Here is a 13,167-nt window from a genome sequence, read left to right as displayed (position 1 = left end):
TGCCGTGCCACAGACCCTGAGGCTGACCTCGCAGGTCGCCCACGCCCTGCTCGCGGCGATCCCCGAGGGCGCGCTGCTCGTCGGGGCCGACCTCCGGGTGATCGCCGTCAACACACAGCTCGTGGAGCTGGCCGGGCTCCAGGGCGTCGACACCTCCCCCGGCGCCCCGGTCGAGCCGATCGCCGCGGCCGTCGCGGAGCTCCTTGCGCCGGGCAGCACGGCACTGCGCCGGCTCACGCGCCAGCAGTTCCCCCGCAAGGCCGAGGTGCAGTTCCGCGACGGGCGGATCGTCCAGAGCAGCCGCAGACCGATCCACGTCGACGGCGAACGCGTCGGGGTCCTCTGGCTCGTCGAGGAGATCACCGAGCGGCGCCGGAGCGAGAACGACCTGCGGCGGCACATCCACGCACTGGGCGAACTGGCCCGCGAGCGCGCCGAGTTCGCCGCCCGTGCCTCGCACGAGCTGCGCACCCCGCTCGCCACGATCCTCAGCTTCTGCCAGCTGCTCGCCCTGCCCGCGAGCGGCCATCTGACCGCGGCGCAACACGACTACCTGGGCGCCATCGACCGCAACGCCCACCGCATGCAGGACATGGTCGACGCCCTGCTGCACGTCTCCGCCGCCGTCGGGGCCCAGTCCGAGCTGTCGTACGCCCCCGTGGACGTCGGCCCCCTCCTGGAGCGGCTGACGAACGACGCACTGCCGCGCGCCGAGGCCGCGGGCGTCTTCCTCAGCCTCCACCACCAACCGGGCCCGGTGGCCCTCGCCGACCGCAACCAGCTGGAGCGAGCGGTGGTCGCGCTGCTCGACAACGCCGTGAAGTTCACACCCTCGGGCGGCGACGTCACCCTCTCCGCCGAGCCGTACGAGGAGGAGGGCATGCCCGGCTGGCAGATCGTCGTCTCCGACACCGGCATCGGCATCCCCAAGGAGTTCCAGGAGGAAGTCTTCACCGAGTTCGTCCGCGCGCCCAACGCCCGCGGCGGCGCGTTCCCCGGCACCGGGCTCGGGCTCTCCGCCGTCCGCGACACCGTGCACCTGCACGACGGGAGCGTCGTCCTGCACGGCGGCGAGGGCGAGGGCACCACCGTCGTCCTGCGGCTGCCGACCGGCAGCCCCGCCCTGTCCAGGCCCGAATGACCTGTGTCCTGGTCGTCGAGGACGACCCGGACCTGGGGCTCGCGCTGCGCGCCGTGCTCGGCCAGGCCGGATACGAGACCGTGCTCGCCGCCGACGGGCAGGCGGCGCTGCGGCTGCTCTTCGCGGAACGGCCCGCCCTGATGGTCCTCGACCTGGTGCTCCCCGGGCTCGACGGCTGGGAGATCCTCGACCGCACCCGGGACATGACCGACCTGCCCGTCCTCATCCTCTCCGGCCGCACCAGCACCGCCGAGCGGGTACGCGGGCTGCGCGCGGGCGCCGACGACTACCTGACCAAGCCGTTCGACCCCCAGGAGTTGCTCGCCCGCATCGAGGCGCTGCTGCGGCGCAGCCGTCCCGACCAGTGGCGCGGGGACTACGTGGAGGCGGGTCTGCGGATGGTGCCGGAGCGGCGGTCCGCGGTCTGGCAGGGCCGCGAGATCCGGCTGAGCGACATCGAGTACCGGTTGCTTCAGGTGCTGGTGCGCAACCGGGGTCGTGTGGTCACGACCGAGCAGCTTCTCGATCTGGTGTGGGACTCGCCGGACGGGAGCGGGCGGGAGCGGGTGAAGTTCGCCGTGCTGCGGTTGCGGCGGCGCTTGGCGGTTCCTGAGGCTGCGGGGGTCGAGGATCCGCTGGAGTCGGTGCGGGGGTTGGGGTATCGGTATCGGGGGCCTCACTAGTAGTGCCCCGAAGGGGCGCGGGGAACTGTGCGACCAGCCCCCACGGCCCGCAGAGGCCGAAAGTCCCGGCCCAAGGTCCCGTGTCCGCCGCCCACGGCACTCGCAACCGTCGCGCAACCGAAAGCGATCCGGCCCCGCAACCGCGCAACCGCACTCTCCAGGACGTACGTCGTAATGTCCCGTTTCTTCTGGAGTGCCCCGCGTGTTCACCGCCGCCAGCCCCGCCCATCAGCTCCCCGCAGGCAGCGTCGCCGTCGTTCTCGGTACCCGGCCCGAGCTGGTCAAGCTGGCGCCGCTCGTTCGGCTGCTCGGGGATGCGGCGCGGCTGATCCACACCGGCCAGCACTACGACGACTCCCTCTCCGGACGGTTCCTCGCCGAGCTCGGGCTGCCCGAGCCCACCCTGCTCGGCGGCGTCGGCGGACAGGCGCGTGCCGTGCAGATCTCCGCCGCGCTCGCCCAGCTGGACACGGAGTTCGCCGCACGGCCGCCGCTCGCCGTCGTCGTCCAGGGCGACACCAACGCGGCGCTGTCCGGCGCGCTCGCCGCCAACGCCCGCGACATCCCCCTCGTCCACATCGAGGCCGGGCTGCGCAGCCACGACCGCGCGATGCCCGAGGAGCACAACCGGGTCCTGATCGACCAGCTCTCCGACGTGCTGTGCGCCGCCACCGAGGACAACCGCGCCAACCTCGTCGCCGAGTCGATCCCCGCCGAGCGGATCGTCGTCACCGGCAACACCGTCGTGGAGGCCGTGTGCGACACGCTGCCCGCCGACGCCGAGCGCGCCGCGCTCCTCGCCACGCACGGCCTCACCCCGGACGCGTACGTCCTGGCCACCGTGCACCGCCCCGAGAACACCGACGACCCGGCGGCGCTGCGGGCCGTCCTGACCGAACTGGCCGCGCTCGCCGAGCAGTTGCCCGTCCTCGTCCCGCTGCATCCGCGCACCCGTGCCCGCGCCGAGGCCGCCGGGCTCGACGCGCTGCTCGCCCCGCTCACCCTCCTGCCGCCCATCGGCCACGGCGAGTTCCTCGCGCTCGCTCGGCACGCGGCGCTGCTCGTCTCCGACTCCGGCGGCGTGCAGGAGGAGGTCACCGTCCTCGGCCGCCCTCTCGTCGTCGTACGCCGTTCCACCGAGCGCCCCGAGGCCATGGCCGCGGGCTTCGCCGAGCTCGTCGACGCGGGCCCTGAGGTCGGGCACGCCGCACGCCGCAGGCTCGCCGAGGGCGAGGCCGGGCTGCGCCGCCTCGCCGCCACGCCCAGCCCCTTCGGCGACGCGCAGGCCTCTCAGCGCATCGTCGCGCTCCTGACGGACCTGGTGGCCGACCGCGCCGCGGGCGCAGCCCCGCTCACCGCGGCCGCCTGACTCCGCCAACTCCCCCCACCCCACCAGGACTTCCGATGCTGACCTTCGACCGGCTGCTGTTCCTCTTCCCCTTCGTCCTCCTCGCCTGCTTCCTCCTCTACTGGGCGGGTGCCCGCCACGCCTATCTGCGCCGCCCCGCCCACGAAGGCGGCGACCCCGGCGCCTTCGACTGGCACTTCTTCGTGCCGTGCCGCGACGAGGAGACCGTCGTGGGGGCCACCGTGACCCGGCTGCGCACGGACTTCCCCGCCGCGCACGTGTGGGTCGTCGACGACGCCAGCGAGGACCGCACGGCCTCCGTCGTCGCCGCGCTCGCCGAGGACGACGTACGCGTCCATCTGGTCTCGCGCCGCAGGCCCGACGCCCGGATCGGCAAGGGCGCGGCCCTCAACGCCGCGTACGCCGAACTCGACGACTTCCTGCCCGCCGACGCCGACCGCTCCCGCGTCGTGGTGTGCGTCGTCGACGCCGACGGGCACCTCGCCCCCGACGCCCTGACCGCCGTCAGCGGGCCCACCGCCTTCGGCGACCCCGAGATGGGCGGCGTGCAGGTCAGCGTGCGGATGCGGAACGTCGAGGAGCCGCGCCCGCTGCCCGGGCGCGGTCGGGTGCTCAACGCGCTGGCCCGGCTGCTCGTGCGCATGCAGGACATGGAGTTCGCGGTCTCCAACGCGGGCATGCAGCTCCTTCGCGGCCGCACCGGCTCCGTCGGGCTCGGCGGCAACGGCCAGTTCACGCGGCTCACCGCCCTCGACCGGATCGCCGCGGCCGAGCGCCGCCCCTGGCAGCGCGACGCGCTCCTGGAGGACTACGAACTGGGCCTCCACATGATCCTGAACGGCTACCGCGTGACCCACGTCGCCGACACCTACGTCACGCAGGAAGGCCTGCCCAACGGCCGCCGTTTCCTGACCCAGCGCACCCGCTGGGCGCAGGGCAATCTGCAGTGCGTGCGGTACGCGCCGCGCATCGTCGGCTCGCGGCACTACTCGGGGCGCGGCGTGATGGAGACGCTCTACACCTTCATGCAGCCCCTCGCTCACGTCGCCGCGCTCGTGCTCACCGTGCTGCTCGTCGCCGCGCTCGCCCTCGGCCGCTCCCCGCTGGACTCGGCGGTCGGCGCCTGGCCGCTGGTGCTCGCGCTGACCGTGCTCTCGGTCCTGCCGTTCGTGCTGTGGGGTCCGGTCTACCGGAGGGACTTCGCTCCCCAACACTCCCGGCTCAAGGGCCTGTTGTGGGGTTTCGCGCTGTGGCTGTACGCGTATCACGTCTTCGTCGTCGCCTCGCGCGGGCTGCTGCGCGTGCTGCGGGGCAAGAACGGCTGGGCCAAGACGCGACGCAACGCGGAGGCCGTGGGTACGGGGCCGGTCGCCACGGAGGCCTGACGCCTGCGGGAGGCTTCAGGACGCGCGAAGGCCCCGGGACCGATCACGGTCCCGGGGCCTTCGACTCCGTACGCCCATAAGGGATTACGCGGCGGGCAGCGCCTCCAGCTGCGCCTGCAGGCGGGCGATGTCGCCCTCCGCCTTGGTGAGGCGGCCGCGGATCTTGTCGACCACGTTGTCCGGGGCCTTGGCCAGGAACGCCTCGTTGCCGAGCTTCGCCGTGGCCTGGGCCTTCTCCTTCTCCGCGGCGGCCAAGTCCTTGGCCAGGCGCTTGCGTTCGGCGGCCACGTCGATCGTGCCGGACAGGTCGAGCGCGACCGTGGCGCCCGAGACCGGCAGCGTCGCCGTCGCCGTGAAGCCATCGCCCTCCGGCTGGAGGCGCAGGAGCTGGCGGATGGCGGCCTCGTGCGGGGCGAGCGCCGTGCCGTCGAGGGCCAGGCGGGCCGGGACCTTCTGGCCCGGCTGCAGGCCCTGGTCGGCGCGGAAGCGGCGGACCTCCGTGATGACCTGCTGGAGGGTCTCGATCTCCCGCTCCGCGGCGGCGTCGCGGAAGCCGCTGTCGACCGGCCAGTCGGCGATGACGATCGACTCGCGGCCGGTCAGCGCCGTCCACAGCGTCTCCGTCACGAAGGGGACGACCGGGTGGAGCAGGCGGAGCGTGACGTCCAGGACCTCGCCGAGGACGCGGGCCGAGACCTTCGCGCCGTCGCCGCCCGCCATGAACGTCGTCTTGGAGAGCTCGACGTACCAGTCGAAGACCTCGTCCCACGCGAAGTGGAAGAGGGCGTCCGAGAGCTTGGCGAACTGGAAGTCGTCGTACAGCGCGTCGACTTCGGCGACCGTCGCGTTCAGGCGGGACAGGACCCAGCGGTCCGTGGCCGACAGCTCATCGGCCGGCGGCAGGTCGCCCTCGATCGTGGCGCCGTTCATCATCGCGAAGCGCGTGGCGTTCCAGATCTTGTTGGCGAAGTTGCGCGAGCCCTGGACCCAGTCCTCGCCGATCGGCACGTCGGTGCCGGGGTTGGCGCCGCGGGCCAGGGTGAAGCGCAGGGCGTCCGAGCCGTACTTGTCCATCCAGTCCAGCGGGTTGACCGCGTTGCCGAAGGACTTCGACATCTTCTTGCCGAACTGGTCGCGGACCATGCCGTGCAGCACGATCGTGTGGAACGGCGGGGTGCCGTCCATCGCGTAGAGGCCGAACATCATCATCCGGGCGACCCAGAAGAAGAGGATGTCGTAGCCGGTGACCAGGACGGAGTTCGGATAGAACTTCTCGAGCGATTCGGTCTGCTCGGGCCAGCCGAGCGTGGAGAACGGCCACAGGCCCGACGAGAACCACGTGTCGAGCACGTCGTTGTCCTGGCGCCAGCCCTCGCCGGTGGGGGCCTCGTCGTCGGGGCCGACGCAGACGACCTCGCCGTTCGGGCCGTACCAGACGGGGATGCGGTGGCCCCACCACAGCTGGCGCGAGATGCACCAGTCGTGGAGGTTGTCGACCCAGTCGAAGTAGCGCTTCTCCATCTCCTGCGGGTGGATCTTGACCTTGCCGTCGCGGACCGCGTCACCGGCGGCCTTCGCGAGCGGGCCGACCTTGACCCACCACTGCATCGACAGGCGCGGCTCGATGGTGGTCTTGCAGCGCGAGCAGTGGCCGACCGAGTGGGAGTACGGGCGCTTCTCGGCGACGATGCGACCCTCGGCGCGCAGGGCGCCGACGATCGCGGAGCGGGCCTCAAGGCGGTCCAGGCCCTGGAAGGGGCCGGGGACCGTGATGACCGCGTGCTCGTCCATGACCGCGATGTTCGGCAGGCCGTGGCGCTGGCCGATCTCGAAGTCGTTCGGGTCGTGGGCCGGGGTCACCTTCACGGCGCCGGTGCCGAACTCGGGGTCGACGTGCGCGTCGGCGACGACGGGGATCGTGCGGTCGGTCAGCGGCAGCTTGATCTGCTTGCCGACCAGGTGCTTGTAGCGCTCGTCCTCGGGGTGGACCGCGACGGCGGTGTCACCGAGCATCGTCTCGGCGCGGGTGGTGGCGACGACGATGGTGTCGTCGCCCTCGCCGTACGTCATGGAGACGAGCTCGCCGTCGTCGTCCTGGTACTCGACCTCGATGTCCGAGATCGCCGTCAGACAGCGGGGGCACCAGTTGATGATGCGCTCGGCGCGGTAGATCAGCTCGTCGTCGTAGAGCTTCTTGAAGATCGTCTGGACGGCCTGCGAGAGGCCCTCGTCCATGGTGAAGCGCTCGCGCTCCCAGTCCACGCCGTCGCCGAGGCGGCGCATCTGGCCGGAGATCTGGCCGCCGGACTCGCCCTTCCACTTCCAGACGCGCTCGATGAACTCCTCGCGGCCGAGGTCGTGGCGGGACTTGCCCTCCTTGGCGAGCTCGCGCTCGACCACGTTCTGCGTGGCGATGCCCGCGTGGTCCATGCCGGGCTGCCACAGGGTCTCGTGGCCCTGCATGCGCTTGCGGCGGGTGAGGGCGTCGATCAGCGTGTGCTCGAAGGCGTGGCCCAGGTGCAGCGCGCCGGTGACGTTCGGCGGCGGGATGACGACGGTGTACGGCGGCTTCTCGCTCTTGGCGTCGGCGGAGAAGTAGCCCCGTTCTACCCAGCGCTCGTACAGCGGCCCCTCTACCTCGGCCGGCGCGTACTGGGTCGGCAGTTCGGGAGTGGTCGCTGGAGGCTGCTGCTGAGCGTTCTCGGTCACGCGGTCAGTTTAGAGGGGTGACGGAGCGGTCCTGAAACCGGAATGTTCGATATCGGTTGCGGTGCGGGGCCCCATGGAACCCGGACTTCGTTCAGGATGTCCGGGACACGTCAGCGTTTCGAGGGGGACCCACGCAATGAGCTACAACCAGCCGGGCCCGTACGGCGGGCAGCAGCCGCAACAGCCCGGGCCGTACGGCGGCGGCCAACCCCAGCAGCAGCCGGGCCCCTACGGCCAGCCCCCTCAGCAGCCCCCGCCCGGCTACGGCTACCCCCAGCAGGCGCCCCAGCAGGACGGCTACGGCCAGCAAGGCGGCTACAGCCAGCCCCAGCAGCCCGGCCCCTACGGCCAGCAGCAGCCGGGCGTCCCGCCGCAGGCCCCGTACGGCCAGGTCCCGCCCCCGCCCTCCGGCGGCGGCAAGAAGAAGACGGGCCTGGTCATCGGCGCGGTCGCCGTGGTCGCCGCGCTCGGCGTCGGCGCGTACTTCCTCTTCGGCGGGAGCAGCGGCTCGGCGTCGGTCGAGGACGACGGAGCGCACAAGCTGGTGCCGCCCGCCTCGGTGGGCGAGTACAAGAAGGGCGACGACTCCGGTTCTCCCGACGACGGCCCGCTCGGCTCCGGCGACAAGAAGAACGCCGAGGAGATCGGCATCAAGAACCCGGAGAATGTGGCGGCCTCGTACGAATCCGGTGAAGCCCTCAAGGGGAAGCAGATGAGCTTCCAGGGCATGTACGGCGAGATCGACGACCCGGAGAAGGCGGTCGACGACGGCTTCGCCAAGGCCGACGAGAACTCCAAGAAGGGCTCCGGCGACAACGTGGGCGACTCCGAGGAGATCGCGCTCGTCGGCAGCCCGGAAACCGTCGAGCCCGACGGTCTCGACAACGCCGTCATGAAGTGCCAGACCGCCAGCTTCAAGGAAGGCAGCGACGAGACGAAGCTGCCGATCTGCATCTGGGCTGATCACAGCACGTACGGCATCGTCTTCGGCATCGACGCCGCCGCGATGGTGAAGGGCGGCGGCGGCATGGCCACGGACGACGTCGCCTCCTTCGCGGCCGACCTGCGCAAGGCGGCCCGCGTGAAGGCGTGAGGGTGCGCACCACGCGTACGCCGCGTACGCCGCGTACGTGAGTGAGGGCCCGGCAGCGGGTTTCGCTGCCGGGCCCGCGCTACGTCCGGGCTCTGGAACAGCCCTTCAACAACTCCGCATCGATCCGCCCCGAGGACGCAACCTCCCGCAGCAATCCGCCAGGATGTTCGGAACACATAAGCATCGGGAGGGAACCCCAGCGATGAGCGACAACCAGCCGGGTCCGTACGGCGGGCAGCAGCCGCAGCAGCCCGGCCCCTACGGCCAGCCGCCCCAGGCCCCGCAGCCCGGCTACGGGTACCCCCAGCAGGCTCCCCCGCCGCAGCCCCAGCCCGGTTACGGCTACCCGCAGCAGGGCGGCTACGGCCAGCCGCAGCAGCCCGGCCCCTACGGCCAGGTCCCCCCGCAGGCTCCGTACGGCCAGGTCCCGCCCCCGCCGCCGGGCGGCGGAGGGAAGAAGACCGGCATCATCATCGCGACGGTGGCGGTGGTCGCCGCCGCGGCCGTCGGCGGCTACTTCCTCTTTGCGGGCGGCGACGACGACAAGGGCGGCAAGAACGGCGGCGGCTCGTCGAACGTGGCGGGGGGTGGCGGCGACGGCTCCGGCATCAAGGACGACGGCCCGCACAAGCTGACGACGCCCGAGACCGTCCTGACCGACTACAAGAAGGATCCGAGCCAGTCCAGCGGGCTGAACGGCGTCGACCTCGACAAGGCCGAAGCGGCCGGGGTGAAGAACGCCAAGGACGTCACGGCCGGGTACAAGTCGGGCAGCGAGGACAACCCGATGGCGCAGAAGATCCTGAACTTCGGCGGCGTCTATGGCGACATCGAGGACCCTGAGGGCGTCGTCGACCACATGTTCGCCAACGCCAAGAAGGAAGCCGAGGAGCCCAAGGACGGCGGCAGCGGCCAGAGCGTCACGCTGGTCGGCGAGCCCAAGGAGTACACGCCCTCCGAGCTCGACGGCGCCGTGCTCAAGTGCCAGGAGATGAAGGTCGACCTGGGCAGCGGCGCCGGCACCACCGGCTCCACGTCAGGGTCGTCGGGCCCGAGCTCGATGTCCGCGTCGACCTGCATCTGGGGCGACCACAGCACCATCGGCTACGTCGTCGGCACGGACGTGGCGAGCGCCGTCTCAGGCACGGGCGTCGACCTCGACGAGGCAGCGACCAACTCGGCCAAGCTCCGCACGGAAGTCCGCGTCAAGCTCTGACGCCTGCCGGGGCGTGTGCGGCCCGGCTCCGTGTGAGGGGGCCGGTCATGCGGCCGGGCCCCCTTGCGTCAGGATGTCGGCAACACACCAGCGTTTCGGAGGGGAACCCCACCCATGAGCTACAACCAGCCGGGTCCGTACGGCGGGCAGCAGCCCCAGCAGCCCGGACCGTACGGCGGCGGGCAGCCCCAGCAGCCCGGCCCCTACGGCCAGCCGCCCCAGGCCCCGCAGCCCGGCTACGGGTACCCCCAGCAGGCTCCCCCGCCGCAGCCCCAGCCCGGTTACGGCTACCCGCAGCAGGGCGGCTACGGCCAGCCGCAGCAGCCCGGCCCCTACGGCCAGGTCCCCCCGCAGGCTCCGTACGGCCAGGTCCCGCCCCCGCCGCCGGGCGGCGGAGGGAAGAAGACCGGGCTCGTCATCGGCGCGGTCGCCGTGGTCGCCGCGCTCGGCGTCGGCGCGTACTTCCTGTTCAGCGGCGGCAGCGGCAGCAGCGGCGGCGGCTCCGTCGCGGACGACGGCCCGCACAAGCTGACCACGCCCGCCACGATCCTCGGCGAGTACGAGAAGAAGGAAGGCCAGACCGGCGGCTTCAACTCCAGCGACCTGGAGGCCGCCGAGAAGGCGGGCGTGAAGGACCCGAAGGACGTCGACGCCGGCTACAAGTCGGGGGACGAGAGCAACCCCCTGGCGCAGAAGGCCATTCAGTTCATGGGCGTCTACGGCGAGATCGACGACCCGGGCAAGGTCGTCGACGGCATGTTCGCCAAGCTCAAGAAGGACTCCGAAGGAGACAGCTCCGATACCGGCGAACTCGTCGGCAGCCCCAAGGACTTCAGCACGGACGACGCCGTCCTCAAGTGCCAGGAGTCCGTGATCAAGAACGACAGCCCGAGCGGCGGCTCGTCCTCGGCCGCCAAGGAGATGCGCATGCCGGTCTGCATCTGGGGCGACCACAGCACCGTCGCGGTCGTGGTCCCCGTCGAGGTCTCCGACGCCCTGGCGGGCAAGGTCTCGCTCGCCGATGCCTCGGCCACCACGCTGAAGGTCCGCAAGGAAGTCCGCGTCAAGGCCTGACACAGGCCTCCGGCACCGGACTCGGCACCACCGCACCACCGCACCACCGCACCACCGCACCACCGCACCACCAACGAGGGGAACCCCACCGCAGTGAGCTACAACCAGCCCGGCCCCTACGGGCAGCAGCCCCAGCAGCCCGGACCGTACGGCCAGCCCCCGCAGGGCGTCCCGCCGCAGCAGCCCTACGGCCAGCCCGCCCCGCCGCCCTACGGCCAGCCCGCCCCCTACGGGCAGCAGCCGCCCCAGGCGCCCTACGGGCAGTTTCCCCCGCCCCCGCAGCAGGGCGGCAGCAAGAAGACGGCCTGGATCGTCATAGGCGCGGTCGTGGCGGTCGCGGCGATCGGGGCCGGGGCCTACTTCGCTCTCGGCCGGGGCGGCGGCAGCTCGTCCGTCGCCGACGACGGCAAGACGTACGAGCTGACGACGCCCGCGACGGTGCTCGGCGGGTCGTACACGAAGGCGGAGTCGGCCGCAGGTGGCGGCGGCATGTCCTCCAGTGACCTCAAGGACCTGGAGAGCAAGGGCGTCACCGATCCCAAGGACGCGAACGGCCAGTACACCAGCGGCACGAGCACCAGCCAGAAGACCCTCAACTTCTCCGGTGTGTACGGCAAGATCGACGACCCCGAGAAGGTCGTGGACGCCATGTTCGCCGAGATGAAGAAGAAGTCCTCGCAGGACAAGACCGGAAGCGTGAGGCTCATCGGCGACCCCGAGGAGTTCTCCCCGTCCGGCTTCGAGAACGGCATCATGAAGTGCCAGAAGGCCGAGTACCGGATGGGCGGCGCCGACAAGGCCGAGACGGAGGAAGGCATCCCCAACACCTTCCAGACGCCGATGTGCATCTGGGGTGACCACAGCACGGTCGCCTCCGTCGGCCACTCCGACGCGAGCGCCACCCTCAGCGGCAAGGACATCACGCTGGACACCGTCGCCGACCTGGCGGCCAAGCTCCGCGCCGACGTCCGCACCGAGGCCAAGTAGCCCGGCAGCCCGGCAGCCCGGCAGCCCGGCAGCCCAAACAGCCTTCCACAGGCGTACGTCGAAGGGGGCGCCCCGCGATCACTCGCGGGGCGCCCCCTTCTTCGTACTGCTCAACCGGCCTTCGGTCAGGCGGACTTCTGCTCTCCGGCCCCCGGGCCCCGCACCTCGCGCGGCACCAGCGTCGGGTTCACGTTCGAGCGGACGACGTCTGCCGTGATGACGACGCGGGCCACGTCCTTGCGGGACGGCACCTCGTACATCACCGACTGGAGGACTTCCTCCATGATGGCGCGCAGGCCGCGCGCGCCGGTCTGGCGCAGGATCGCCTGGTCCGCGATGGCCTCCAGGGCCTCGCGCTCGAAGTCCAGCTCCACGCCGTCGAGTTCGAACAGGCGCTGGTACTGCTTCACGAGCGCGTTGCGCGGCTCGACCAGGATCTGGAGCAGGGCCTCACGGTCGAGGTTGTGGACCGAGGTGATCACGGGGAGGCGGCCGATGAACTCCGGGATCATCCCGAACTTCACCAGGTCCTCCGGCATGATGTCCTCGAACTGGTCCTTCTCCTCCATCTCGCGCTTGGAGCGGATGGTGGCGCCGAAGCCGATGCCCTTCGCGCCCGCGCGGGATTCAATGATCTTCTCCAGGCCCGCGAAGGCGCCGCCCACGATGAACAGCACGTTCGTCGTGTCGATCTGGATGAACTCCTGGTGCGGGTGCTTGCGTCCGCCCTGCGGCGGCACGGAGGCGGTGGTGCCCTCCAGGATCTTCAACAGGGCCTGCTGGACGCCCTCACCCGAGACATCGCGCGTGATCGAGGGGTTCTCGCTCTTGCGGGCGACCTTGTCGATCTCGTCGATGTAGATGATGCCCGTCTCGGCCTTCTTGACGTCGTAGTCAGCGGCCTGGATGAGCTTCAGGAGGATGTTCTCCACGTCCTCGCCGACATAGCCCGCCTCCGTCAGCGCCGTCGCGTCCGCGATCGCGAACGGGACGTTGAGCATGCGGGCGAGCGTCTGCGCGAGGAGTGTCTTGCCGGAGCCGGTCGGACCGAGCAACAGGATGTTGGACTTGGCGAGTTCGATCGCGTCGTCACGGCCCTGTGCGCCGCCGTTCTCTCCGGCCTGGACCCGCTTGTAGTGGTTGTACACCGCTACCGAGAGGGCCTTCTTCGCGGGCTCCTGGCCCACGACGTAGCCCTCAAGGAATTCGTAGATCTCGCGAGGCTTGGGGAGTTCCTCCCAGCGCACCTCGCTCGTCTCCGCGAGCTCTTCCTCGATGATCTCGTTACAGAGGTCGATGCACTCATCGCAGATGTACACACCGGGGCCTGCGATGAGCTTCTTGACCTGCTTCTGACTCTTTCCGCAGAACGAGCACTTGAGCAGATCGCCGCCGTCACCGATGCGTGCCACGAGGTGCTTCCCCTTCGCCTGGGAGACGCCACGTTCAGCGGCTCCTGGTGCCTCATATCCGACGGTACCTTGCCGGGCCCCCCGTTCGGGCCCCCCTT

Annotated in this window: 10 protein-coding genes; 8 read left to right on the top strand and 2 right to left on the bottom strand. The window is 71.1% G+C overall.

What is annotated here, in order from left to right; all coding sequences use genetic code 11:
• Nucleotides 1–4: 4 nt before the first annotated feature.
• The 4 genes from AB0B50_RS33555 to AB0B50_RS33540 all read left to right on the top strand — a co-directional run bounded on the left by AB0B50_RS33555 (nt 5) and on the right by AB0B50_RS33540 (nt 4,578).
• A complete protein-coding gene (locus AB0B50_RS33555; RefSeq protein ID WP_362339592.1) occupies nt 5–1,141 on the top strand; it encodes an ATP-binding protein in 1,137 nt (378 codons plus the stop codon).
• The gene (locus tag AB0B50_RS33550; RefSeq protein ID WP_362339591.1) at nt 1,138–1,824 is read left to right on the top strand and encodes a response regulator transcription factor; all 687 of its coding nucleotides are present in this window, start codon (nt 1,138–1,140) and stop codon (nt 1,822–1,824) included. Before AB0B50_RS33555 ends, AB0B50_RS33550 begins: the two co-directional genes overlap by 4 nt.
• Before the next feature lie 202 nt (nt 1,825–2,026).
• Nucleotides 2,027–3,193: a UDP-N-acetylglucosamine 2-epimerase (non-hydrolyzing) gene (gene wecB / locus AB0B50_RS33545; protein WP_362339590.1), complete on the top strand. Its 1,167-nt coding sequence runs from the start codon at nt 2,027–2,029 to the stop codon at nt 3,191–3,193.
• A gap of 35 nt (nt 3,194–3,228) precedes the next feature.
• Nucleotides 3,229–4,578, top strand: coding sequence for a glycosyltransferase (locus tag AB0B50_RS33540; RefSeq protein ID WP_362339589.1), 1,350 nt, complete (start codon nt 3,229–3,231; stop codon nt 4,576–4,578).
• Nucleotides 4,579–4,662: 84 nt separating this feature from the next.
• Here AB0B50_RS33540 and AB0B50_RS33535 read toward each other — a convergent pair whose 3' ends face one another.
• Complete coding sequence (locus tag AB0B50_RS33535; RefSeq protein WP_362339588.1) at nt 4,663–7,287, bottom strand: valine--tRNA ligase; 2,625 nt, start codon at nt 7,285–7,287, stop codon at nt 4,663–4,665.
• A gap of 136 nt (nt 7,288–7,423) precedes the next feature.
• Here AB0B50_RS33535 and AB0B50_RS33530 point away from each other — a divergent pair, with 136 nt between their 5' ends.
• The 4 genes from AB0B50_RS33530 to AB0B50_RS33515 all read left to right on the top strand — a co-directional run bounded on the left by AB0B50_RS33530 (nt 7,424) and on the right by AB0B50_RS33515 (nt 11,657).
• Nucleotides 7,424–8,380, top strand: a complete 957-nt coding sequence (locus AB0B50_RS33530; RefSeq protein WP_362339587.1) for a hypothetical protein — start codon at nt 7,424–7,426, stop codon at nt 8,378–8,380.
• 202 nt (nt 8,381–8,582) lie between these two features.
• Nucleotides 8,583–9,596, top strand: coding sequence for a hypothetical protein (locus AB0B50_RS33525; protein WP_362339586.1), 1,014 nt, complete (start codon nt 8,583–8,585; stop codon nt 9,594–9,596).
• A 114-nt stretch (nt 9,597–9,710) separates the two neighbouring features.
• The gene (locus AB0B50_RS33520; protein WP_362339585.1) at nt 9,711–10,670 is read left to right on the top strand and encodes a hypothetical protein; all 960 of its coding nucleotides are present in this window, start codon (nt 9,711–9,713) and stop codon (nt 10,668–10,670) included.
• A 93-nt stretch (nt 10,671–10,763) separates the two neighbouring features.
• Nucleotides 10,764–11,657, top strand: a complete 894-nt coding sequence (locus tag AB0B50_RS33515; protein ID WP_362339584.1) for a hypothetical protein — start codon at nt 10,764–10,766, stop codon at nt 11,655–11,657.
• A gap of 125 nt (nt 11,658–11,782) precedes the next feature.
• Here AB0B50_RS33515 and clpX read toward each other — a convergent pair whose 3' ends face one another.
• A complete protein-coding gene (gene clpX, locus AB0B50_RS33510; protein ID WP_362339583.1) occupies nt 11,783–13,069 on the bottom strand; it encodes an ATP-dependent Clp protease ATP-binding subunit ClpX in 1,287 nt (428 codons plus the stop codon).
• Between the last annotated feature and the right edge of the window lie 98 nt (nt 13,070–13,167).

The organism is Streptomyces sp. NPDC041068 (assembly GCF_040647455.1).
Taxonomy (GTDB): Bacteria; Actinomycetota; Actinomycetes; order Streptomycetales; family Streptomycetaceae; genus Streptomyces.
This window is presented reverse-complemented; position numbering and strand designations above follow the sequence as displayed.